Below are 21,222 nucleotides of genomic sequence, written 5' to 3'. Positions count from 1 at the left end.
TGCACCAGTCTTAGGTATTAGCCTGCGCAGGACTGCGTAGGCGTATTTGCGCCAAAATCATTGAGCGTCTGGAACGTAATTTTTCCGTTATTCCCGCCCGGAATATCAACAGTAAGATTGCTTTTTGGAGCGACCATGGAGTTAGGTAACTTTGTTCCGCCGGAATAAAACCTTACTAAGGTGACATAATAAGGTGAAGGGTTGGTTAGCGTAATTTTATTCCCGGATAGCTGGCAACGAAGCGTTTTAGGCGCATCAATAGATGGTGTCGGCAGATGTTTGGGACGAACGAACAGCTTAATTACACTTTGCGTCGCAATTTGCAGATTATTTGCTGAAAGTTTGGATTTATCAATCGACGGAATCGCTTTACTGTTAAGGTAAAATACGCTCTCACGGTCTGTTGGCAGGTCAGGACCGACATACATAATTCGCAATGTGTTCTCTTTATTGGGGTGAATCACAAAAAGAGGTGGTGTGATAATGAAGTCTGAAGATTTAATGCCATCAGGATTATTGATCCATGTCTGAATTAAGAAATCAGTACTTTCAGATGAGTTAGTAATAGGCAGAGAGACTTGTTTATCTCCCTGCGGATAAATAACGCGGGTCGCGCCAAGTGCTACGCCACCGGCATGGGCAAATGTTGTTGAACCTAGCATGAGTAACCCCACCAGGCCGGTAGCGGTTTTTTTCAAGTAAGGATATTTCATTTCTGACTCTCTAATCACTGATAATAAAGGCTAAACCAAACCTGCGTGCTGGCATCACCCGGAATGACGTTTCGGCTTGTCGCCCGATAACGTGCTGTGTAATTCAATACCGTTTCACCCTCTTCTAACGGCGAATATCTAACGGGAGAGGTATTAGGAACCAGTAAATGGCCAAGGGAGTCTGAAATCCCTATTCCCACGCCATTTGATGCTCCTGCGTGATTACCTGTCCGGAAAACGAGCGGATCTTTGCCATCACTTTCACCGGTAAACATAATCCCGACGGTTTTCGTGACATCGGTGGAACAATCTTCAAGTTTAATCTGGAAGTAATGCGGGTCATTCCATTCTCCCAGACTGCTGAATGTATTACTTCGTATTTGTCCCATTTGTACAGTCTGGTCCTGACTATCCGTTGCAACAGAACATCCTGCGTTCACTACCTTGCCATAAAAATGTACGTAGCCATCTTTTATATAATTAGTTAATGGAGCTGCGTGAACCGAAAGGGAGAAGGTAATAAAGAACGGGGTCAGGACGCTGTAAAGGTCGCGACGCATCAATTGCCGCATAATGCCTCCACTGCAAAATTATAAAAAAAAGCCTCCGCGATATGCTGCGGAGGCCTGCAGCATTATTCCTGATTAGGAATAAATCATATTAAAGGTTGCTACCGCTGCAACGTTACCTGGGGTAGCTGCCGCTTTAGTCGCGATATAATCTACGCTCAGTGGAACCACGTTGGAGCCGTCGATCAGAGTAATGGAAGAGGATTTAACACCCATTGCCAGAACTTTACCGTCCGGTCCGTACAGCTGCAGAGCAACGTTTTTAGCCGCGCCAGCGCCAGCGGTGTTAGCCAGAGTACCGGCTACGTCTGCATCTGACTGGCCGTTAAACATGACTGCAGCAGAAGTGCTGACGGTGGTATCGCAGTCTTCCAGTTTGATCTGGAAATCTTCTTTCTGACCCGCTGCCTGACCAGCTGTAGCCAGACGAACGGTGCGGACCTGACTCAGGGTTACAGTCTGGTCAACAGAGTCAGCAGAGACTGCGCACGCTGCGTTAACAACTTCACCAATAAAGTTAACCGTACCGCCAGCTACAGTTACATCAGCAGCTTGGGCTACAGATACTGCACCACCTGCCATCAGAGCAGTTACAACCATTGCTAATACGTGCTTTTTCATTTGTTTCTCCATTAGATATTAATGATTTTTTTCGCCAGAGCCAGAAACAATACTCACTGCTTTTTTGATGGCGGCGTTATCATTTCCTTTTTTCAATAAGTAAACACCTACTTCTAAATAATTTGGTTCTATGTATTGTTAATAGAACTAAATTATATTTTGTATTCCTTACTGTTCGGTGCGCATTTTTACAGTCGACATGTTTATTTTCAAATTCATTATTGTCTACTTTTGGACTGTGTGTCGTCTTGTCTTTGTTCTTAAAAAATACCCATTTTAAATGAGTGGGTTGAGAGTAATATCCCGTACGCGATATCAAAAATAGATTGGGTGATTTGATGGGGTTTACAGATTTTTATAAAAAAAATAACATTCCGTACATAATATAAAAACAGGATTGGATGATTTGGTGTGTTTTACAGGTTATTCTAAAAAAATTAACAACTCCCCTCCGGCAGGGAGGGGAGTCACTTACGCCTCTTCCACGCTCACCCGCAGCGCTGCCAGCGCTTTACGCGCTGCTTTCAGCACCTGCTCACACTGCTCAACCGTCAGCGTCAGCGGCGGTTCAATGCGGATAGATTTCGAGTTGTTGAGCGTCCCGGCGACCAGCACCCGCTGGCGGAACATCTCGCTTGCGAAGCTGTAGCCGATTTCGTTGTCGACAAACTCAATCGCCATCAGCATCCCTTTCCCACGCGCGTCCTGCACCAGGTCCGGATACTCCCGGCCTAGCTGACGGAAGCCGTCCAGCAGCATGTCGCCTTTCTGCTCCGCCTGCGCGGGCAGGTTTTGCTCCAGCAGCACGTTGATGGTTGCCAGCGCGGCCGCACAGGCCAGCGGATTACCGCCAAAGGTGGTGGTATGCAGGAACGGGTTGTCGAACAGCACCGAGAAGACCTCTTCAGTCGCAACCGTCGCACCAATCGGCATCACGCCGCCGCCGAGCGCCTTCGCCAGGCACAGGATGTCCGGCTGAACGTTCTCGTGCTCGCAGGCAAACATTTTGCCGGTGCGCCCCATCCCGGTCTGGACTTCGTCGAGGATCAGCAGCGCGCCAAACTCATCGCACAGCTGACGCACGGCGGGCAGATAGCCCTGCGGAGGGAGGATCACGCCGCCTTCACCCTGAATCGGCTCCAGGATCACCGCCGCCACGTCGTCGCCGGTTTTACGGCATTCGCTCAGCGCGGTTCGCATGGCGTTGATGTCGCCAAACGGCACGTGGCGGAAGCCCGGCAGCAGCGGCATAAACGGTTTGCGGAAGGTGGATTTGGCGGTAGCAGACAGTGCGCCCAGGGATTTACCGTGGAACGCGCCGCTGGTGGCAATAAAGGTGAATTTCCCGCGCGGCGACTGGTACGCTTTGGCGAGTTTAATCGCCGCTTCGACCGATTCCGTGCCGCTGTTGCTAAAGAAGCTGTATTTCAGTTTGCCGGGCGTTAAGGCCGCCAGCGTTTTCGCGAGCATGGCGCGAAGCGGGTCGAGCAGTTCCTGGCTATGGAGAGGTTGTTTCGCAAGTTGATTCTGTACGGCGGAAACCACAACTGGATTACGGTGCCCCACGTTGAAGATACCAAAACCACCAAGGCAATCGATAAACTCCTGTCCCTGGGTGTCGACAAGCGTGTTAAGACTTCCCGCTTGCCACTCTACGGCTCCGTAATCCCCGCCGGCGGTAACAGATTTGCGATACTCCAGAAACCCTGGATTGACGTGCTCTTTAAAGTAATCGATGACCTCTCGGTTAAGTTGTTTCATCTCCTCATGATCGAGCGTTCGCTTCTCAATGAGATTCAGTGCGTGCGCGGTACAGGCAAGAGCCGAGGCGCTGGAAGGTAACCTGTTCAAAATGTGCTCCCGGGGATCGCGTATCACATGATACTGAATTAAGTATTGCAGGGATTACGCCACTTCAGAGGACTTAACGAAAATCGGGATAAACGCCAGGTTAAAATAATGTTGCACAATATTTAATCATGCCGGAGCAACCGAAACGGGATTTAGCGGTACAGGACTGAGAGGACAAAGGAGAGCGGAAAAGCGCCACTGCACTAAAGAAGTGCATTCCCTGCTACTTAAGTGGGCATTAACTGGTCATGCTTTACAGGTAATTTCTTATCGAAAGTATTTGAAATCAATGAATTATAAAATCGTACAAAAAGTATGGTTTAAGTCAAATTTGCGATCTTCATCAAGTTTAACAACTAAAGATAAATTGTTTACCGCCGAAAAAACATTGACCCACAAAATTAACATTCAAATAACCTGCAAGGGATGCCCACGATGTCCTCTCCAACTTATGTCACCCAGAATGAATATCCTCTGGACGATGACACCACCTTAATGTCTACCACAGACGTCCACAGCTACATTACCCACGCCAACGACACCTTTGTGAAGGTGAGCGGCTACCAGCTCGATGAGCTGACGGGCCAGCCGCACAATATGGTGCGCCACCCCGATATGCCAAAAGCCGCGTTTGCCGATATGTGGTACACGCTGCAGCAGGGCGAGCCGTGGAGCGGAATTGTCAAAAACCGGCGCAAAAACGGTGACCACTACTGGGTGCGTGCGAATGCGGTCCCGATGGTGCGCCGCGGGCAGGTGACGGGCTATATGTCCATTCGCACCAAAGCTACAGCGGATGAGATTGCCGCCGTGGAGCCGCTCTACCGTGCGCTGAACGACGGGCGCTGTAAGAAACGTGTGCACAAGGGGCTGGTGGTTGGAAAAGGCTGGCTGGGTAAACTGCCGGCTATGCCGCTGCGCTGGCGCGTGCGCAGCGTGATGGTGGCGCTTTTTGCCGTTCTCGCCGCCACGCTGATCGCGACCTCCGCCGGGTGGATGCCGCTCGCCGCAGCCGCTCTGGTCATGCTGCTGGGGACACTGCTGTTTGAGCAGCAGATTGTCCGCCCGGTAGAGAACGTGGCGCGACAGGCCCTGAAGGTCGCCACCGGGGAGCGCAACAGCGTGCAGCATCTGAACCGCAGCGACGAGCTGGGGCTGACGCTGCGCGCGGTTGGGCAACTTGGCCTGATGTGCCGCTGGTTAATCAATGACGTGTCGAGCCAGGTGGTGAGCGTCCGTGACGGCAGCGACAGGCTGGCGCAGGGAAATGAAGACCTGAACGATCGGACGCGTCAGACCGTGGCGAACGTGCAGCAGACCGTCGCGACAATGAACCAGATGGCCGCTTCGGTTCAGAGTAACTCTGAAACCGCTGCCGAGGTGGATAAACTCTCCGTGGCCGCGAGCAGCGCGGCGACGAAAGGGGGCAACGCGATGCAGACCGTTGTCAAAACCATGGATGATATTGCCGACAGCACGCAGCGAATTGGCTCGATTACTTCCCTGATTAACGATATCGCTTTCCAGACCAATATTCTGGCGCTGAACGCGGCGGTTGAAGCGGCAAGGGCAGGGGAGCAGGGCAAAGGATTTGCCGTGGTCGCGGGCGAAGTCCGCCATCTCGCCAGTCGCAGCGCCAGTGCCGCGAATGATATTCGTAAACTGATTGATGCCAGCGCCAGCAAGGTGCAGTCCGGCTCTGAGCAGGTTCACGCCGCAGGCCGCACAATGGATGATATTGTCGAGCAGGTGAAAAACGTGACGCAGCTTATCGCCCAGATCAGCCACGCGACCTCCGAGCAGGCAACCGGACTGTCAGAGTTGACCCGCGCGGTGGCCGAACTCGACAGCATCACGCAGAAAAACGCCGACCTGGTCGAGGAGAGCGCCCACATTTCTGCGATGGTGAAGCACCGTGCCGGACGCCTCAAGGATGCGGTGACCGTGCTTCATTGAGTCAGTAATTTTCCTAAAAAAGCCGTTTATTCCGTAAGGAATAAGCGGCGTTTTACTTGCTGTATGTGACTATTAATGTATTTTATTGTTAAGTTAATATTAAATAACTAAAGAAATCGCCTTGGTTATTTATCCCTGCCTAAGTCAGTTCTTCAGAATGCTATTTCGAAAATACCCGGTTTGACGGTCTGGTAACGATCGATGAGGCAATATTAATAGCCTTTACCTATCCATTGCGTGGGTTATGAAATAAAAAAACGATCAAACTCATAAAGTTAGCGTAATCGTTACCGATAACAGCGATCGTCTGAGAAATAATCACATCGATGGAGAAAATATGTTCTTACATGACGTAAAGATCGGCACGAAATTATTTCTGGCGTTTGGGTTCTTTATTGTCCTGATGGCGATCAGCGCGAGCCTGTCTCTGATAAGCCTGAACCGGGCTAATAACGGGATGCAATCGATTATTACCAGCGATTATCCGACCACGGTAAAAGCGAACCAGTTAATCGATAACTTCCAGGAATTTATTAGCACTCAACAGCTGATGCTGCTGGACGAGCAGGGCACTTACACGGGGCAATCTCAGCAGCGCCTGAAAGAGATCAGCGAGCACATCACGGTGATTCTGGGCGAGCTGAACAACGCGCTGCAGGATCAAAAGTCTCAGCAGGTGCTGGCGGAGATCCGCAGCGTGCGCCAGCAGTATCTGGACTCGCGCTACCGCATTTTGCAGGCGGTGCAGAACAACAATCGTGCGGGCGCTATTCAGGAGATGATGACCACCACCCTCGCCGTGCAGCAGGCTTATAAAGCGAAGGTGAAGGAGCTGATTACCATTCAAAACAGCGAGATGCAGAGTGCCGGCGCGCAGGTGGAAGGGGATTTCAGGTCTAACCGACTGCTGCTGATCCTGCTCACGCTCTTTAGCGTCGGGGCAGGCAGCCTGATCGGCTGGTTTATCGTGCGCGCTATCACTCGTCCGCTCGGCGAGGCGGTGCATTTCGCTAAAGCCATTTCCGAGGGCGATCTGACGGGCAGCATCACGCCACACGGCAAAGACGAAACGGGTCTTCTGCTGCATGCGCTGATGGAGATGAAAACGCGACTGCTGGACATTGTGCAGCAGGTGCAAACCGGCTCGGAGAATATCTCCAGCGCTGCCGCGCAGATTGTCGCCGGGAACCAGGATCTGGCCGCGCGCACGGAAGAGCAGGCAAGTTCTGTAGAACAGACCGCCGCCTCGATGGAGCAGATCACCGCGACGGTGAAAAATACCGCCTCGCATACCGGGGAAGCGACCAACCTCTCGGCGGACGCCGCCACGGTGGTTAAAAACAACGGCGAGATGATGAAGCAGGTGACCAGCAAAATGCGCCTGATTAACGAGACGTCGAACAGGATGTCCGACATTATCGACCTGATCGACGCCATTGCGTTCCAGACCAACATTCTGGCGCTGAACGCGGCGGTGGAAGCGGCTCGCGCCGGCGAGCACGGTCGCGGCTTTGCGGTGGTGGCGGGTGAAGTTCGCCAGCTTGCCCAGAAGAGTGCGTCATCTGCCAGCGAAATCCGCGAGCTGATTGAGAGCTCCACCAGCCAGACTCAGGACGGGATGAACCTGGTCGAAAAAGCGAGTGGGCTGATCAACGGGATGGTCGGTAACGTGGAAGAGATGGACGCGATCCTGCGCGAAATCCGCCAGGCCAGCCACGAGCAGACGGAAGGTATCTCGCAGATTAATAGCGCGATTGGCCTGATTGATGCCACCACCCAGCAGAACTCCGCGCTGGTGGAGGAGTCCGTCGCGGCGGCGGCATCGCTTAACGAACAGGCGATGCACCTGAAGGAGCTGGTACGCGTCTTCCGCGTGAGCGAGCACGCTCCGGCTTAGTCCAGCTGGGAGATCTCTAGCGCCGCGCGGTCAATAACGCCGATAATCTGCTTGAGCTGCGCGTCGCTAAGCTCTCCCTGATTCACCTTCAGGTCTAACACCGCTTTGAAGTTATCCAGCGCCCGCTTCATCTGCGGGTTTTTGCGCAGCTGAAAACCGACGGAACGGGCTTTGATACGCACCTGGATCTGTTCCAGCTGCTCCCTGTTTTCGTCCAGCCAGCGTTGTCCTTCAGCGGTAATCGTAATCGTCTTACGACCGTTCTCTTCTTCCGTAATGGTGATAAAGGCCTGATCCTGAAGATAATCCAGGGTCGGGTAGATCACTCCTGGGCTCGGGGTGTAATTCCCCTGGGTCAGATTCTCGATCTCTTTGATCAGCTCGTAGCCGTGGCTCGCGCTGCGGGTCAGAATATCCAGAATCACCAGCCGCAGATCGCCGTGGCCGAAAAATCGCGGTCGGCGCCCGCCGCTGTCGTGTTCGTGTCGCATAGTAGCTCTCTCAATTTGATATATCTAAACTATATCTAAGATATATTCAGATGCAATCTAAAAGATCTTGCATTTTTGCTTATTAGTAATCATTATCATTTGAAAATTGATTTAGATATATCGTATTCACCAGAGAAGGGGCTAAAAATGGCATCTACCCGTTACCCACAGCGTGTTCGTAATGACCTGCGCTTTCGCGAGCTGACGGTGCTCCGCGTAGAGCGACCCAGCGCGGGTTTCCAGCGCATTGTTTTAGGCGGCGAGCAGCTGGAGGGCTTTAGCTCCCGCGGTTTCGACGACCATACCAAAGTCTTTTTCCCTGCCCCTGGCGCGGTGTTTGTGCCGCCGGTGGTCACCGATGAAGGCATCGACTGGGGTGAAGGCGTACGTCCTCAGACGCGCGACTACACGCCGCTGTACGACGAGGCAAACCATGAGCTGGTGCTCGATTTCTTCGTTCATGACGGCGGCGTTGCCAGCCGCTGGGCGGTTGAGGCGAAAGCGGGAGACAGGCTGACGATCGGCGGCCCGCGCGGTTCGCTGGTGGTACCGGAGGATTACGCCTGGCAGCTGTACGTGTGCGACGAGTCCGGCATGCCCGCGCTGCGCCGACGCTTAGAGAGCATTGCTAAACTGCCGGTTCGCCCGGAAATTCATGCGGTAGTGACGGTTGGGGACGACTCTTATAAGGATTATCTGGCGCACCTGAGCGAATTCAACATCACCTGGGTGGTGGGCCACAGCGAGCAGGCGGTAGCGGACCATCTGGCGGCGCTGGCCGTTCCGGGGGAAGATTACTTTATCTGGCTGACCGGGGAAGGGAAGGTAGTGAAGACGCTGAGCCGTCAGTTTGAAACCGATGCGATTGACCAGCAGCTGGTGCGTGCCAGCGCATACTGGCACGCCAAATAATCAGGCGGCGGAATCCAGCTGCGCTTCGCTCACCTGATGTTCGAGCGAGGCGCGGACCTCGTGCAGGGCTTTCTCCTGCTGAGCGAAGTACGCTTCCATATTGTTCAGCGACGAGACCAGAAGCCAGGACTCCTCTTTCTCAAGCTCCGCCAGCTCGTTCACTAAAGTGTCTATCTGCTCGCGAACCTGCGCCATTTTTTTGCGGATACGTTCCAGATCGTTCAACCTGTCGCTTGCCATCAGTGGCTCAAAGCCCTGCTGCAGGCGCGCCACCAGTGAGCGAATGGTTTTAACGTCGCCACGCTGCTTCGCCTGGTTGAGCTGGACCATCATCGCGTTAGCTTCCTCTTTCAGGTCATCCGCCACCAGATCCGGGTGGCAGAGCTTGCTCGCCTGCCGCCAGAGACGCTTGAGCTCGTTCCGATCCTCTTCCGAAAGATCCTTACCCTTGCGCAGCCGCACTTCGGCATCGTGATGCTGCTCGCGATATTTCTCGTACTCTTCGTTAGCGTCGTCGCGCGCCTGACGCGCAGGCTCCTCTTCGCGCGTTAAGCCGCTCTCCAGCTCCAGCGCTTCGGCCAGCAGGTTGGCAATCAGATTGCTTTGCTGCTCCAGATGCTTACGCGCCTCAGCGGCCTGCACTGAGTCGGCCGGTAGATCGCGCCAGCGCTGGGTGAGCGTTGCCAGCACCTCTACCGCCTGCGCCATATAGCGCTGGCAGCGACGGTAATCTTCCTCACGGCGACGCGCTTCCGCCTGCTGACGGCGCAGGTTCAGCTCGGCCAGGGTTTTACGCAGAGCGAGGATCTGCTGCATCAGCGGCCCGAGGCGAGAGAAATAGAGATCGTTGAACTCATCAAGCTGCTGCACCCGGGCGTTGCGGCGGTCAATCAGATCGCGCAGACGTTCTTCCAGCGCCTTAAGCTCCAGCTTGCTGGCGGCCACCTGCGGATCGCGCCACTGGGTCACGGCGCGCTGGCCCTGAAGCCAGGCGGTAATTGCCGCCATCGCAGCGGTGTAGTTCTTCTTTTCAAGCGCCACGACGATTGCCTGTAGCTCATCGTCAAACGCTTCATTTTTCAGCCGTGTCAGCTGGCTCTGGATGATGTCGTCATCTTCCAGTTCAATGGCATTTTTAATGATTTCTAGCCGTTTGATCGGTGTGCTCATGATGCCTTTCGCTTTGGCGCTTAAGTATTTGAGTTAAGGTTAGTTGTTGTAAAAGCTACAGGAAATAATACACACGGATGATGATCGGCGCGATGGGGGATTTCTTTAGTTTTTAGGGTTTGTGAGTAAAGAGACAGGATGGTTTGCGTTCCCCGTTCCTGCTCTGCCAGTGCTTCCACGCTTCGCCATGGGATTCGCAGCGCTTTCCGTGCCTGAGGAGCATCATATAGCAATGGGTATTTCATTGTACAAATCGTATTCGTGAATTCCTCAAAATCCAACGTCACGCTCATTTTTATTACACTAAACCTAAATTTATTTTTTTCTAGTTGACCTTTATATCTATGAGTGATTTGTTAATAACATTCCGGGACGTTAATGCCCCGGCTTGTCTCCCGGGAAATAAGAAATGGTATATATAAAGGTAACGGTATGCGATTTTTAAAATATATAATTCTTCCAGCAATAGTGAGTCTTTCTGGCTGTAGCACTTTCTTTCCTGAGCCGAAAATGTACACGCCTCCTCCGAATAGCGAGGATGTGGCTAAGATTCGCCTCATTGGCCCGCCGATGAGTTATGGCATCTATCAGTATGATAAGACAGGTAAAGAAACTGGTGGGTGGGTACTTAAGCACAATCGCTATCTGAACCCTTTCCTTGGGTCGACAAAAGATATTGGTCTCCCTAAAGTGACGGGCAAGAAATATGATAAAGACTATTTTGAAACGCTGATTGTGCCAGATGAAAAAACGACTGTTCAGCACGCTTTATACCAGGGATGTAATGTCTCGCTCACCTTCACGCCAGAAAAGAAAAAGATTTACGAAGGCCATATTAGCTATAGCGATAAAACGGGATATTGCGTGCTTTATATGAAAGAAGTCGCGCTGGATACCGTCAATGGTATTTATATTGAAAAGGATTTTGTACAGTGAGAACCATAAATGTCTTAGGCGTGGCGTTAGTCTGTCTCCTGAGCACCTCTTGTGCATCAAACTACGATGGAACTAAAGCAACAAGCCTGGCGCAGTATTCTGAAAAAGAGATAAAGCAGAAGCTGATCCCAGAGGTCACGACCCGCAAAGATGTACTGATTGCTTTTGGCGTGCCTGCCAATACGGCTGACTACAATAATACGCGCCACTGGGAATATACGTCGCAGATCCTCGACCGTCGTATCTATCTCATCATTCCACTTAATCTGGACCGCAAGCAGCAGCTGTCCGTTGATTTTTCTGACAAAGGAATTCTGACTTCATACAACTACATCGAAAAATAACGTTTAAAATCAGCCAAAAGGCTGGCGAGCGTCGTCAGCCTTGAATCTTGCAGCCTCAGCTAACCTCGCTGTAAATCCCCACCACGCGACCCACCGTTTTTATCTCGTCGATACCGCATTCAAACGGAACCTTGCCGCCCGCCACGTGGAGTTTTTTACCCGGCAGCAGCGTGAGGTCGCGGATGCTGGCGGTGCCTTCAATCTCAACCAGCCACAGGCCGTCGGTTAACGATGCTTCTTTTTCAATAAAGTGCAGCTTCCCCTCCGCCCGAACGGCGATGCCGCGAGCCAGCGGTTTGTTAAAGAAACCAGAATCGATACTCAAAGTGGTATTTTCTTCCAGCTTTCCATCCCTCAGTGTGAATGCGGAAACCGAAACCGGATCGCCCGGCGCGGGGTTACCTTCAAACTGTGCTCCTTGTCCGGTCATCAGCCAGCGAAGGCTGGCACCGGTGTCCAGCGCGCACTGAACCGCAAAGTCGTAAGAGACGGTACCGCGCGCATAGCGGTTCTGAAGCGAGCTGGCGGCGATATTAAAGTGCCGGGCCAGCTGGATTTTCTGCGTGAAACCATATACCTGACAGATTCTATCGAGTAACTCTTCATTATTCACTTGAGAATCTATAATCAAAATATATTCCTTTGGGTGTTTACTAATACTCATTTGAGTATTAGTATCATTACAAATTCGGGCAATCAGCGGCAGGCGTTGGCAAACAGAGGCTAATGATTGCAGACATTATCAAAATGGGAATCATGCAGCATGGCATCTGAAATCGCAATCATCAAACGGCGGAAAATACCGTGCTGTGCCCGTTTTCAGCGCACTAGCGTGCGTGAATTTACGCGAGGGGAGATATGGCGATAGAAGCTGCCCGTGCAAGGGTTCCACTTAGCGTGGGAGCGCGTCTTAGCGGGCTTAACCACGTCGCTGAACTGCGCGCTCGATACGGGGGCGATAGCGGAAAAGATCTGGCGCGGTTTATGGCTGAAATGCGCGATAGGCGCGATCCCTGTTTTGAGGAGAACAGCAGGGCGCTGGCCGCCCTCTTTTTCCTGGCGAGATTGCCCGTCGCCCGCCACGAGTGCGATATCAGTGAGCTGACGACCGAAGAGAAACGGGCGCTGATTAACGCCATGAACCATTTTCGTGCTGTTGTGAGTTTATTTCCTGAACGGCTGACCATGCCGATATAACCCAACCCAAAAACTAATGGCGTAAACCCGCCGGGCACCCTATTGCCTGAAATTAAGGAGAACGCGTGATGCGAAACAGTGAAAACCGCCCTTATCCGATCGGAAGTGAAGAACTGAAACGCCTGCTGGCGGAGGCAAAAACAGAGGAACGATGCGCGCGAGCCCTCGCGGTCTCCCTGCGTCTGGAGGCGCTGGCGAGCCATATCTACAAAACCGGCATGAGCGGGGAAGACGTTGCCGAACTGCTGTGCCATGAGGCGGCTCGCTACGAGCGCGAATCCCAGGAGCTGCACTGATGGCCGATTTTATCGATCTTGCGCAGGCGCGCGAGCAGGAAGACAGAGAGCGATACATTAATCGCGCCCGCAGACGACCCGCATCGCCTTCGCGTTTCCTCTGCGAGGACTGCGAGGCGCCAATACCGGAGGCGCGCCGAATAGCGGTGCCCGGCGTAGCCCTGTGCGTGACCTGCCAGGAGATCGCGGAAATGAAAAATAAACACATCCGGGGAGGATAAGTTGGCTACGTCATTTGCTTATCCGTGGAATGCCCCACGGTCGGCCATTGCCAGCCCTTACCTCACCCATGCCCAGCTGCAGCGCCGCGATCGCCTTTTCGCGGCGCTGCAGCTGGCAAGAATTGCCCTTTCACAGCAGCCCGACTGCGTACGCTTCGAAATCTGGCGCACGGTTGACGCCCTCGAACAGCATCGGGGCAGCCCGCAGGCTAACGCCTTTTTGATCCGCTTCTGTAAAAGGATGTTACCTCGCCTGCGGCGGGTCTCCGATCGCTATGCCTGCACAGGACTGCACGACGAAGTTTCCAGGGCCGTGTTCGACGGCCATTTCGACACTCAGCTTCTGCAATACCTCGCCTCGCGGATGGTCGAACTGGTTGCCCGCTATAACCGCCTTCCGGATATGTCCCGTGCGGACATCGACCTGCTGGCCGCAGATATCGCCAGCTTTATTCGCGGCGAGCTGGCGAATATTAACGATGCTGAAATGGGCGAATACCAGACGCTGTACGTCTGGTATCAGCGCGCCGGACTGATCGCCCGACAGTTCAACGTGTCGCCACCGCACTGGGAGCGGGTGTCGAAGACATTTTTCAACAAAGATGACGTTGCCGCGGCGGTGATCCGCATGTTTTCCGAGGCGTGGTGGCGCGGGCGCCTGCGTCGGGTCGCGGCTGCCTGGCGCGAACATCTGCAGATTGCCCTCGGCAACGTCAGCAAACGGAGAGCGGCGTATGCGAGCAAACGCTGCGTGACCGAGTGGCGCGAGCAGAAGCGCCGCACGCGCGAATTTCTCAAGGGCATGGAGCTGGAAGATGAAGAGGGCAACCGCATCAGCCTGATTGAAAAATACGACAGCTCGGTGGCCAACCCGGCGATACGTCGCTGTGAACTGATGACCCGCATCCGCGGGTTTGAAAATATCTGTGAGGCGCTGGGCTACGTGGGCGAGTTCTATACCTTAACCGCGCCCGCGCAGTATCACGCAACGCTGAAATCAGGCTTCCCCAACGCGAAGTGGAACGGGGCCAGCCCGGCGGATACGCAAATCTACTTTACCCGCCTGTGGGCGCGTATCCGCGCAAAACTGCACCGGGACGGGCGCCGTATCTTTGGTATCCGCGTTGCGGAACCCCATCACGACGGTACGCCCCACTGGCACATGCTGATGTTTATGATGCCGGAAGACGTCGAATGCGTTCGCCGGATTATCGGGGATTATGCCCGGCAGGAGGATGCCGTTGAGCTGCAGAGCGAAAGCGCCAGACAGGCTCGCTTTCACGCGAACGCGATCGATCCGCAGAAAGGCAGCGCTACCGGCTATATCGCCAAATACATCTCAAAGAATATCGACGGCTATGCGCTCGATGGCGAGACCGATAGCGAAAGCGGCGGGCTGCTGAAGGAGACGGCGTCCGCCGTGTCGGCCTGGGCGGGACGCTGGCACATTCGCCAGTTTCAGTTCATCGGCGGCGCGCCGGTAACGGTCTACCGCGAGCTGCGGCGTCTGGTGGATACCGAGGCCGCGCGCGGTCTGAGCGTTGAGTTTGCCGCCGTCCAGGAGGCTGCCGACGCCGGGGACTGGGCGGGTTACGTTACTGCGCAGGGCGGGCCGTTTGTGCGTCGCGATGATTTACAGGTGCGCACGCTGTATGAGCCGCGCGCCGGGTTTAACCAGTACGGCGAGGAAACGGTCCGCATCCGCGGCGTGTACGATTCTGCCGTTGGCGCGGGCAGCCCAGTTTTAACCCGACTCACGCAGTGGAAAATTGTGCTGAAGCGGGCCGCGGATCTTAAGGGTGTGCCTGTATCCTCTCGGAGTTCTGTCAATAACTGTACGCAGACCGATCTTTCTCAACCCCTCAGCCGACGTGCGAGGCGGGCGTTAACCGAACGCATCAAATTCATCCGCCCTGGCGCTACAGCGCCCGTCGTCTTCGCGAGCGACCCGCAGAACGGGGTACCGGAGAAGGTGATCGATGAGATACGGCTCGCCACCGGGATAGCCATCAGCCGGGCAGAAGCCCTGCATCTGATGGCGGGAGGCATCAGCCGCTTCAACGATAAATGGTGCAGGGGCGCAGCCGACGGATCGCTATTTCCGGCACCGTGTTCTTACCAGCAAAAGGCGCGGAAAATCCTTGAACGTATTGGGTATTTAACGGATCTCTTCGCTCAGAGAGCCCGCTAATCTCCATCCATATCATGTACATACCGTCAAGGGTTCTGATTTTTCGCTTCACTCTTTTTATGAATACGTGCTACTGTATGTTTATACAGTATCTCGTGGTGGAGGTTGTGTGGACAGAGAGTTGAACGAGCAGGTCATGATTGAACGAGTCGAGCTGATTGCGCGACTGACGACGGAAGGAACGTGTCAGGAAAGAGATCGTGAGATTGCCCTGAATTTGATTGCTGAGATTGCGCGGGGAAATTTAATCAAGAACAACGCATTTACCGTTGTGTTCTCAGCATCGCCTGTTCCGGAACGAATCAAAAAAGAGGGCAACGTTCGGGTGAACATTACTCTCGATAAAGATCAGCAGATTGGCCATGCCGTCGTTGAGGCCTTTCAGTGCGAACTGACCCGCAGAATACGATCCCTGTTTCCGTCATCGCGGGTGAACGTGAAAATCGGATCGGTGACGGGGGTCGAGCTCCAGGGGCTTGAAAAAGAAGCCGATCGCGAGGCGCTGGACGCTATCCTCCGGGAAGTCTGGGAAGACGAGAGCTGGCGCTAGCCCCGGCGTCATCACCCGTACCAACACCCTCATTCCTGTTTTGCGCTTCCGTTGAATCACGCTTCGCCGCTCGCGGACGATTTGTTGTGCCCGCGATTGTCCATCCGACAGCGATAGCGAAAAGCATGCTGGCCCGGGAAACTCTACGGTACCTGGAAACCGGATGTTGGGAGCGTCTGATGAAAATCTATGCAATGCAGGGGGACACGCTTGATGCCGTTTGCGCCCGCTTTTATGGGCGCACGGCTGGCGTCGTTGAAGCCGTTTTGAAGGCCAATCCTGGCCTCGCGCAGTTAGGCGTTATCTTGCCTCACGGCACGCCGGTAGAGATGCCGGAGGTGAATAGCGCCCCCACAAAAGAATCCGTAAACCTATGGGACTGAGCCTGGAGAAAATCACCACGGTTATCGCCTACTGGCTGGCCGTGGCGCTGGCCTGGTTCGGGGCGATGTCTCCTGAAAAAGTCGCGCTGTACGTGGGGAGTCTTTGCGCCATTTTTACCGCATTAACGAATTACTGGTTTAAGCGAAAAACCTGGCGCTATCTCCAGTCTCTTGGCCTCGATAAGAAGAGCATTCGTGAACTCAATCATTAAGCGTTGCAGCGTCGCCGGCGTGCTGGCCCTGGCGGTGCTGATGCCTGACTTTCGATTACTGAAAACGTCCCCGGAAGGATTGGCGTTGATTGCCGATCTCGAAGGATGTCGCCTTTCACCCTACCGGTGTAGCGCCGGTGTATGGACGTCAGGCATCGGCCACACGGTAAACGTTGTGCCGATGCGGGACATTACCGAGCGTGAGGCTGCGGTAAACCTGGTCGCCGATGTGCTCAACGTTGAGCGGCGTCTGGCGGCGTGCGCGCCGTTGGAGATGCCGCCCCGGGTCTATGACGCGCTGGTGATTTTTACCTTTAATGTCGGCGCTGGCGCCGCCTGCCGTTCAACGCTGGTGTCCTTTATCAAACGTAAACAGTGGCCGCAGGCATGCGGGCAGCTTACCCGCTGGGTGTACGTCAACGGCGTCAAAAATGCCGGGCTGGAAAACCGCCGGGTCCGCGAGAAGGCCTGGTGTATGAAGGGGCTGCCGTGAGAACGCTCATGCTGGCGCTGGCCGGGCTGCTGGCCATCGCGCTGTGGCTTCGTCATGACAACCTGAACCTGTCCCGTTCCTTAGCCACGGCCAACCGGGTCGCCAGCGAGCAAAAAACGGCCCTCGCCACGCTTAACCAGCAGCTGTCCCTGTCGCAGCGGATGGCCAGAGCAAATGAAAACGCCCAGGTCAGGCTCCGTGAGGAGCTTGTTACCGCGGGCGAGGAGAGGGCAAGACGGGAAGCGACTATCGGGAGATTACTCAATGAAAATGAAGCGTTACGCCGCTGGTATACCGCTCAGCTGCCTGATGCTGTCCGCAGGCTGCACACCCGCACCGCCTGCGCCTCCGCAGCCCATTGTTTACAACGCCTGCCCGAAGGTGGGCCGCTGCCCGATGCCGGGAAGCGAGCCCGCCACTAACGGCGATCTCAGCGCGGATATTCGCAGGCTGGAATACGCCCTTATCGCCTGTGCGCTGCAGGTTGAAACCATCAAAGACTGTCAGGATAAACTCGATGCACAAACTCAAGAGCCTGCGTCAGGCATTAATTGACGCGATCCCCCAACTCAATGCCAACCCGGAGCGCCTGCAGATGTCGGTCGGAGGCGGCAATATTGACGCCCGACTGGCCTCCTCGCTCTCCTTTGAAAAGCGGTATGCGCTGAACGCGAAGGTTAGCGGCTTCACCGGCGACAGCGAGGGATTTTTCGTCCCGGTGCTGGCCTGGCTTCGGGAAAACCAGCCGGATATTTTTACCCTCGATGAAGGACGCAAAAACGGCTACACCTTCGCGGTCGTCTTAAACGATGACGATACGATGGATATCACCATCAGCGTGCAATTAACCGAGCGTATTCTTGTTTCCCTGGAGCAGGGCGCTCTGCATGCGACGTATTCCCCCGAGCCGCCGCTGCCGGAGCCCGTCACGCGGCCGAAGGCGCTGTACGTCAACGGCGAGCTGGTCAGCCAGTGGGAGGACTAATTTCCCCGCGCTGAAGGCCGCCATCCGCCTGCCGTCTGGACCGCTTGTTGTATCATCCCGCAGAAAACCCCGTCTCGTTGCTGCCGTTCCTCCTGAACGGCATTCTCTTCTCATGAATACATTAACTTCCATGAACGGCATCGCTCGCGCGATCCGCAATCTTATTCGTATCGGTGTTGTGACCGATGTTGACCTCAACAGAGGGCTTTGTCGTGTCCAGACCGGCGGGATGAAAACCACCTGGCTGAACTGGCTAACCTGTCGTGCGGGACGTTCGCGCGTCTGGTGGGCTCCTTCCGAGGGAGAGCAGGTGCTGCTGCTGGCCATCGGCGGCGAGCTTGATACCGCCTTTGTGCTGCCCGGCATTTTCTCTGACGACCATCCGGCGCCGTCCGGGTCACCTGACGCGTTCCACGTCTCGTTCCCTGACGGCGCGGTGATCGAGTACGAACCCGGGCGCGGGGCGCTGACGGTTGCAGGCATTAAAACGGCTGACATTACCGCCTCTGAATCGCTGACCGCCACCGTGCCGGAGGTGCGGGTGACGTCAACGTCCCGCATCACGCTGGATACGCCTGAAGTGGTGTGTACCAACAAGTTAATTACCGCCTCGCTGGAAGTGCAGAAGGGCGGTGTGATGGCCGGAAATATTGAGCATTCCGGCGGTAAATTCACCTCCAACGGGGTGCAGGTGGACAACCACGCGCACGGCAGTGTGCAAAGCGGCGGAAGCTGGACTAAGGGGACACAATGACGGTGCGTTACAGGGGGATGAACAGGCAGACCGGGCTGAGCATTTCAGAGGCTGAACACATCCGGCAAAGCGTGCGCGACATTCTGGTTACGCCGATTGGCTCGCGGGTCATGCGGCGGGATTACGGCTCGCTGCTGGCGGCGATGATCGACAGGCCGCAGAGCCCGGCGCTGCGCCTGCAAATCATGGCCGCCTGTTATTCCGCCATCCAGAAATGGGAGCCGCGGATAAGCCTGACGGCCATCACTTTCGAGCGTTCGGAGAACGACGGGACGTTGTATGTCGATATCACCGGCACGCGCCCGACCTCCGGGCAATCCTTTTCTATCACCATTTCACTGAGTTAAACGCTATGGCTATTGTTGATCTGAGCCAGCTCGCCGCGCCTGATGTCGTGGAGGAGGTGGATTATGAAACGCTGTTGGCAGAACGAAAGGCCACCTTTGTCTCCCTCTATCCGGAAGAGGAGCGAGAAGCGATTGCACGGACGCTGACGCTGGAATCCGAGCCGATTGTGAAGCTGCTGCAGGAGAACGCCTACCGGGAAGTCATCTGGCGCCAGCGGGTTAATGAGGCTGCGCTGGCCGTGACGCTGGCCTATTCTGCAGGTCACGACCTTGATGTTATTGCGGGAAACAATAACACCGAACGCCTGATCATCACCCCGGGAGATGACGCTACCATTCCGCCAACGGCTGCCGTCATGGAGTCTGACGCTGACCTTCGACTGCGCGCGCAGCAGGCATTTGAAGGATTGAGCGTCGCGGGGCCGGTTGGAGCCTATGAATATCATGGTCGAAGTGCCGACGGACGGGTCGCTGACGTTTCGGTTGAAAGCCCTCAGCCTGCATACGTGACGATTTCGGTGTTATCCCGTGAGGGTGATGGCACCGCTCGTCCTGAACTACTGGCGGTTGTTGAAAAAGCGCTTAACGCTGAAACCGTGCGCCCGGTCGGCGATCGTGTGACTGTTCAGTCAGCAGAAATTGTGCCTTACAAGATAAACGCAACGCTCTACGTTTATCCCGGACCAGAAGCTGAACCCATCAGGCAAGCTGCAGAGCAGAAGCTGCAAAATTATATCAGCGCGCAGCATCGCCTTGGACGCGATATCCGCCTGTCGGCCATTTATGCAGCACTTCACGTTGAAGGCGTGCAGCGCGTGGAACTGGAATCTCCCCACTCTGACATTGTACTGAGTAAGTCGCAGGCATCGAACTGTACCTCGTATCAGATAGCGATCGGGGGTTCGGATGAGTGAAAGGCTATTACCCGTTGGATCCTCACCGCTGGAAATCGCCGCTGCTACTGCGCTCTCGAATATTGAGCGAGTGCCGGTACCGCTACGCACCTTATGGAACCCCAGCGCGTGCCCGGTAAATTTACTTCCCTACCTGGCATGGGCGCTGTCGGTAGATCGCTGGGATGAGGCGTGGCCGGAGAGCACGAAGCGCAGCGTCATTATGTCCTCGTTTTTCGTCCATCAGCATAAAGGAACCATCAGCGCATTGCGTCGCGTGGTGGAACCGCTTGGCTTTTTGATTGAGGTGCGCGAGTGGTGGCAGCTCGGTGAGGAGCCTGGCACATTCCGTCTGGTTGTCGGTGTGCTTGATAACGGCATCACTGACGATATGTATCAGGAGCTTGAACGGCTCATTGAGGATGCCAAACCGGCAAGTAGACACATGACCGGGCTGGCTATCAGCCTGAGCTCAACGGGAGAGTTTTATGTCGGCGCAGGATGCTATCACGGCGATGCGCTGGCTGTTTACCCCTACACCACAGAGGAACTTATTGTCGGTGGTGATTATTACCCGGCCTCGGCCATCCATTTGATTGATAACCTGAGAGTGAACGCATGACCGCAAAATATTTTGCCATACTGACGAATCAGGGCGCGGCGCGGCTAGCTAACGCGACGGCACTTGGTACGCAACTCAACCTGACGCAAATGGCGGTAGGCGACGCCAACGGAACGTTGCCAACCCCCGATCCGGCGCAGACGAAGCTCGTCAACCAAAAACGCATAGCGCCGCTGAACCTGCTCGCTGTTGACCCAAACAATACCAGCCAGATCATCGCTGAACAGATTATTCCCGAGAATGAGGGCGGTTTCTGGATCCGAGAGATCGGTCTCTATGACGACGACGGCATTCTGATCGCCGTGGCTAACTGCCCGGAGACTTATAAGCCTCAGCTGCAGGAAGGCAGTGGCCGCACGCAGACCATTCGCATGATTCTAATTGTGTCGAGCACATCGTCAATTTCCCTGAAAATTGATCCATCCGTTGTGCTGGCAACGCGCCAGTATGTTGACGATAAAGTTATTGAGGTAAAGGGCTACGCTGATGATCAGATGAAAAAGCATATTGCTGCTGATAATCCGCATAAACAGTACCCTTTAATCGCCAATGCGTTAAAAGAAATTGCCGATGCAGGGCTGAGCGCAGAGGTTCTCAAAAACCTTGGTTTAGGAGAAG

Annotated in this window: 28 protein-coding genes; 21 read left to right on the top strand and 7 right to left on the bottom strand. The window is 54.7% G+C overall.

The annotated features are described in order from the left end of the window. Positions 1–17: 17 nt before the first annotated feature. From UTM25_RS12205 to ygjG, 4 genes are all read right to left on the bottom strand, one after another. Entirely contained in the window at positions 18–713 is a 696-nt protein-coding gene (locus UTM25_RS12205; protein WP_194401279.1) for a fimbria/pilus periplasmic chaperone, read from the bottom strand. A 14-nt stretch (positions 714–727) separates the two neighbouring features. Next, positions 728–1,285 (bottom strand): fimbrial protein, encoded by a 558-nt coding sequence (locus UTM25_RS12200; RefSeq protein ID WP_233469418.1) that lies wholly within the window; start codon positions 1,283–1,285, stop codon positions 728–730. Between the two features lie 72 nt (positions 1,286–1,357). Next, positions 1,358–1,903: a fimbrial protein BcfA gene (locus tag UTM25_RS12195; RefSeq protein ID WP_194401278.1), complete on the bottom strand. Its 546-nt coding sequence runs from the start codon at positions 1,901–1,903 to the stop codon at positions 1,358–1,360. Between the two features lie 471 nt (positions 1,904–2,374). Next, positions 2,375–3,754, bottom strand: coding sequence for a putrescine aminotransferase (gene ygjG / locus UTM25_RS12190; RefSeq protein WP_194401277.1), 1,380 nt, complete (start codon positions 3,752–3,754; stop codon positions 2,375–2,377). 435 nt (positions 3,755–4,189) lie between these two features. On the opposite strand from ygjG, the gene UTM25_RS12185 reads away from it, so the two are divergent. Beyond that, complete coding sequence (locus UTM25_RS12185; protein ID WP_194401276.1) at positions 4,190–5,710, top strand: PAS domain-containing methyl-accepting chemotaxis protein; 1,521 nt, start codon at positions 4,190–4,192, stop codon at positions 5,708–5,710. A gap of 337 nt (positions 5,711–6,047) precedes the next feature. Beyond that, complete coding sequence (locus tag UTM25_RS12180; RefSeq protein WP_194401275.1) at positions 6,048–7,607, top strand: methyl-accepting chemotaxis protein; 1,560 nt, start codon at positions 6,048–6,050, stop codon at positions 7,605–7,607. Here UTM25_RS12180 and UTM25_RS12175 read toward each other — a convergent pair. After that, entirely contained in the window at positions 7,604–8,098 is a 495-nt protein-coding gene (locus UTM25_RS12175) for a PadR family transcriptional regulator (protein ID WP_194401274.1), read from the bottom strand. The two genes, UTM25_RS12180 and UTM25_RS12175, sit on opposite strands and share 4 nt — an antisense overlap. 147 nt (positions 8,099–8,245) lie before the next feature. On the opposite strand from UTM25_RS12175, the gene UTM25_RS12170 reads away from it, so the two are divergent. Continuing rightward, positions 8,246–9,010 carry a siderophore-interacting protein gene (locus UTM25_RS12170; protein WP_194401273.1) on the top strand — a complete coding sequence of 255 codons (765 nt, stop codon included), beginning with the start codon at positions 8,246–8,248 and terminating at the stop codon, positions 9,008–9,010. On the opposite strand, the gene UTM25_RS12165 is transcribed toward UTM25_RS12170, so the two are convergent. Beyond that, entirely contained in the window at positions 9,011–10,180 is a 1,170-nt protein-coding gene (locus tag UTM25_RS12165; protein WP_063439558.1) for a hypothetical protein, read from the bottom strand. A gap of 432 nt (positions 10,181–10,612) precedes the next feature. On the opposite strand from UTM25_RS12165, the gene UTM25_RS12160 reads away from it, so the two are divergent. Together UTM25_RS12160 and UTM25_RS12155 are read left to right on the top strand one after the other, a co-directional pair. Then, positions 10,613–11,116 (top strand): hypothetical protein, encoded by a 504-nt coding sequence (locus tag UTM25_RS12160; RefSeq protein WP_194401272.1) that lies wholly within the window; start codon positions 10,613–10,615, stop codon positions 11,114–11,116. Beyond that, entirely contained in the window at positions 11,113–11,460 is a 348-nt protein-coding gene (locus tag UTM25_RS12155; RefSeq protein ID WP_194401271.1) for a hypothetical protein, read from the top strand. Before UTM25_RS12160 ends, UTM25_RS12155 begins: the two co-directional genes overlap by 4 nt. A 55-nt stretch (positions 11,461–11,515) precedes the next feature. On the opposite strand, the gene UTM25_RS12150 is transcribed toward UTM25_RS12155, so the two are convergent. Next, complete coding sequence (locus UTM25_RS12150) at positions 11,516–12,091, bottom strand: phage repressor protein CI (protein ID WP_194401270.1); 576 nt, start codon at positions 12,089–12,091, stop codon at positions 11,516–11,518. A 227-nt stretch (positions 12,092–12,318) separates the two neighbouring features. On the opposite strand from UTM25_RS12150, the gene UTM25_RS12145 reads away from it, so the two are divergent. From UTM25_RS12145 to UTM25_RS12070, 16 genes are all read left to right on the top strand, one after another. Next, a complete protein-coding gene (locus tag UTM25_RS12145; protein ID WP_194401269.1) occupies positions 12,319–12,657 on the top strand; it encodes a DUF5347 domain-containing protein in 339 nt (112 codons plus the stop codon). Between the two features lie 68 nt (positions 12,658–12,725). After that, positions 12,726–12,953, top strand: coding sequence for a DUF2732 family protein (locus UTM25_RS12140; RefSeq protein ID WP_023309252.1), 228 nt, complete (start codon positions 12,726–12,728; stop codon positions 12,951–12,953). Then, positions 12,953–13,174 (top strand): TraR/DksA family transcriptional regulator, encoded by a 222-nt coding sequence (locus UTM25_RS12135; protein ID WP_194401268.1) that lies wholly within the window; start codon positions 12,953–12,955, stop codon positions 13,172–13,174. Before UTM25_RS12140 ends, UTM25_RS12135 begins: the two co-directional genes overlap by 1 nt. Position 13,175: 1 nt before the next feature. Further along, positions 13,176–15,365 carry a replication endonuclease gene (locus UTM25_RS12130; protein ID WP_194401267.1) on the top strand — a complete coding sequence of 730 codons (2,190 nt, stop codon included), beginning with the start codon at positions 13,176–13,178 and terminating at the stop codon, positions 15,363–15,365. 109 nt (positions 15,366–15,474) lie between these two features. Then, positions 15,475–15,915 carry a DinI-like family protein gene (locus UTM25_RS12125; protein WP_029741403.1) on the top strand — a complete coding sequence of 147 codons (441 nt, stop codon included), beginning with the start codon at positions 15,475–15,477 and terminating at the stop codon, positions 15,913–15,915. A 179-nt stretch (positions 15,916–16,094) separates the two neighbouring features. Continuing rightward, the gene (locus UTM25_RS12120) at positions 16,095–16,298 is read left to right on the top strand and encodes a tail protein X (protein ID WP_194401266.1); all 204 of its coding nucleotides are present in this window, start codon (positions 16,095–16,097) and stop codon (positions 16,296–16,298) included. Beyond that, positions 16,289–16,510, top strand: coding sequence for an HP1 family phage holin (locus UTM25_RS12115; protein ID WP_023309247.1), 222 nt, complete (start codon positions 16,289–16,291; stop codon positions 16,508–16,510). Before UTM25_RS12120 ends, UTM25_RS12115 begins: the two co-directional genes overlap by 10 nt. Further along, positions 16,494–17,003, top strand: coding sequence for a glycoside hydrolase family protein (locus UTM25_RS12110; protein ID WP_194401265.1), 510 nt, complete (start codon positions 16,494–16,496; stop codon positions 17,001–17,003). The genes UTM25_RS12115 and UTM25_RS12110 overlap by 17 nt, the downstream gene beginning before the upstream one ends. An 8-nt stretch (positions 17,004–17,011) precedes the next feature. After that, positions 17,012–17,425: an Rz-like lysis system protein LysB gene (gene lysB, locus UTM25_RS12105; RefSeq protein ID WP_233469419.1), complete on the top strand. Its 414-nt coding sequence runs from the start codon at positions 17,012–17,014 to the stop codon at positions 17,423–17,425. Further along, positions 17,313–17,558: an Rz1-like lysis system protein LysC gene (gene lysC / locus UTM25_RS12100; RefSeq protein WP_233469417.1), complete on the top strand. Its 246-nt coding sequence runs from the start codon at positions 17,313–17,315 to the stop codon at positions 17,556–17,558. The genes lysB and lysC overlap by 113 nt, the downstream gene beginning before the upstream one ends. Next, positions 17,521–17,988 carry a phage tail protein gene (locus UTM25_RS12095; RefSeq protein ID WP_194401262.1) on the top strand — a complete coding sequence of 156 codons (468 nt, stop codon included), beginning with the start codon at positions 17,521–17,523 and terminating at the stop codon, positions 17,986–17,988. The genes lysC and UTM25_RS12095 overlap by 38 nt, the downstream gene beginning before the upstream one ends. Before the next feature lie 112 nt (positions 17,989–18,100). Then, positions 18,101–18,742 (top strand): phage baseplate assembly protein V, encoded by a 642-nt coding sequence (locus tag UTM25_RS12090; protein WP_047646380.1) that lies wholly within the window; start codon positions 18,101–18,103, stop codon positions 18,740–18,742. After that, complete coding sequence (locus UTM25_RS12085) at positions 18,739–19,089, top strand: GPW/gp25 family protein (RefSeq protein ID WP_023309241.1); 351 nt, start codon at positions 18,739–18,741, stop codon at positions 19,087–19,089. The genes UTM25_RS12090 and UTM25_RS12085 overlap by 4 nt, the downstream gene beginning before the upstream one ends. Before the next feature lie 5 nt (positions 19,090–19,094). Continuing rightward, a complete protein-coding gene (locus UTM25_RS12080; protein WP_194401261.1) occupies positions 19,095–20,003 on the top strand; it encodes a baseplate assembly protein in 909 nt (302 codons plus the stop codon). Then, a complete protein-coding gene (locus UTM25_RS12075) occupies positions 19,996–20,604 on the top strand; it encodes a phage tail protein I (RefSeq protein WP_194401260.1) in 609 nt (202 codons plus the stop codon). Before UTM25_RS12080 ends, UTM25_RS12075 begins: the two co-directional genes overlap by 8 nt. Next, positions 20,601–21,222: phage tail protein (locus UTM25_RS12070; protein WP_320714811.1), on the top strand; the 622-nt coding region annotated here is incomplete at its 3' end. The genes UTM25_RS12075 and UTM25_RS12070, both read left to right, overlap by 4 nt.

Origin of the sequence: Enterobacter sp. 61D5, from assembly GCF_034107965.1 — a bacterium.
In the GTDB taxonomy this organism is placed as follows: Bacteria; Pseudomonadota; Gammaproteobacteria; order Enterobacterales; family Enterobacteriaceae; genus Enterobacter; species Enterobacter cloacae_M.
This window is presented reverse-complemented; position numbering and strand designations above follow the sequence as displayed.

Bases quoted from the DNA above. Each gene is read 5' to 3' on its own strand.
- UTM25_RS12205 (WP_194401279.1), bottom strand. From the start codon at position 713: ATGAAATATCCTTACTTGAAAAAAACCGCTACCGGCCTGGTGGGGTTA.
- UTM25_RS12200 (WP_233469418.1), bottom strand. From the start codon at position 1,285: ATGCGGCAATTGATGCGTCGCGACCTTTACAGCGTCCTGACCCCGTTC.
- UTM25_RS12195 (WP_194401278.1), bottom strand. From the start codon at position 1,903: ATGAAAAAGCACGTATTAGCAATGGTTGTAACTGCTCTGATGGCAGGT.
- UTM25_RS12185 (WP_194401276.1), top strand. From the start codon at position 4,190: ATGTCCTCTCCAACTTATGTCACCCAGAATGAATATCCTCTGGACGAT.
- UTM25_RS12180 (WP_194401275.1), top strand. From the start codon at position 6,048: ATGTTCTTACATGACGTAAAGATCGGCACGAAATTATTTCTGGCGTTT.
- UTM25_RS12175 (WP_194401274.1), bottom strand. From the start codon at position 8,098: ATGCGACACGAACACGACAGCGGCGGGCGCCGACCGCGATTTTTCGGC.
- UTM25_RS12170 (WP_194401273.1), top strand. From the start codon at position 8,246: ATGGCATCTACCCGTTACCCACAGCGTGTTCGTAATGACCTGCGCTTT.
- UTM25_RS12165 (WP_063439558.1), bottom strand. From the start codon at position 10,180: ATGAGCACACCGATCAAACGGCTAGAAATCATTAAAAATGCCATTGAA.
- UTM25_RS12160 (WP_194401272.1), top strand. From the start codon at position 10,613: ATGCGATTTTTAAAATATATAATTCTTCCAGCAATAGTGAGTCTTTCT.
- UTM25_RS12145 (WP_194401269.1), top strand. From the start codon at position 12,319: ATGGCGATAGAAGCTGCCCGTGCAAGGGTTCCACTTAGCGTGGGAGCG.
- UTM25_RS12140 (WP_023309252.1), top strand. From the start codon at position 12,726: ATGCGAAACAGTGAAAACCGCCCTTATCCGATCGGAAGTGAAGAACTG.
- UTM25_RS12135 (WP_194401268.1), top strand. From the start codon at position 12,953: ATGGCCGATTTTATCGATCTTGCGCAGGCGCGCGAGCAGGAAGACAGA.
- UTM25_RS12120 (WP_194401266.1), top strand. From the start codon at position 16,095: ATGAAAATCTATGCAATGCAGGGGGACACGCTTGATGCCGTTTGCGCC.
- UTM25_RS12115 (WP_023309247.1), top strand. From the start codon at position 16,289: ATGGGACTGAGCCTGGAGAAAATCACCACGGTTATCGCCTACTGGCTG.
- lysB (WP_233469419.1), top strand. From the start codon at position 17,012: ATGCTGGCGCTGGCCGGGCTGCTGGCCATCGCGCTGTGGCTTCGTCAT.
- lysC (WP_233469417.1), top strand. From the start codon at position 17,313: ATGCTGTCCGCAGGCTGCACACCCGCACCGCCTGCGCCTCCGCAGCCC.
- UTM25_RS12095 (WP_194401262.1), top strand. From the start codon at position 17,521: ATGCACAAACTCAAGAGCCTGCGTCAGGCATTAATTGACGCGATCCCC.
- UTM25_RS12090 (WP_047646380.1), top strand. From the start codon at position 18,101: ATGAATACATTAACTTCCATGAACGGCATCGCTCGCGCGATCCGCAAT.
- UTM25_RS12085 (WP_023309241.1), top strand. From the start codon at position 18,739: ATGACGGTGCGTTACAGGGGGATGAACAGGCAGACCGGGCTGAGCATT.
- UTM25_RS12080 (WP_194401261.1), top strand. From the start codon at position 19,095: ATGGCTATTGTTGATCTGAGCCAGCTCGCCGCGCCTGATGTCGTGGAG.
- UTM25_RS12075 (WP_194401260.1), top strand. From the start codon at position 19,996: ATGAGTGAAAGGCTATTACCCGTTGGATCCTCACCGCTGGAAATCGCC.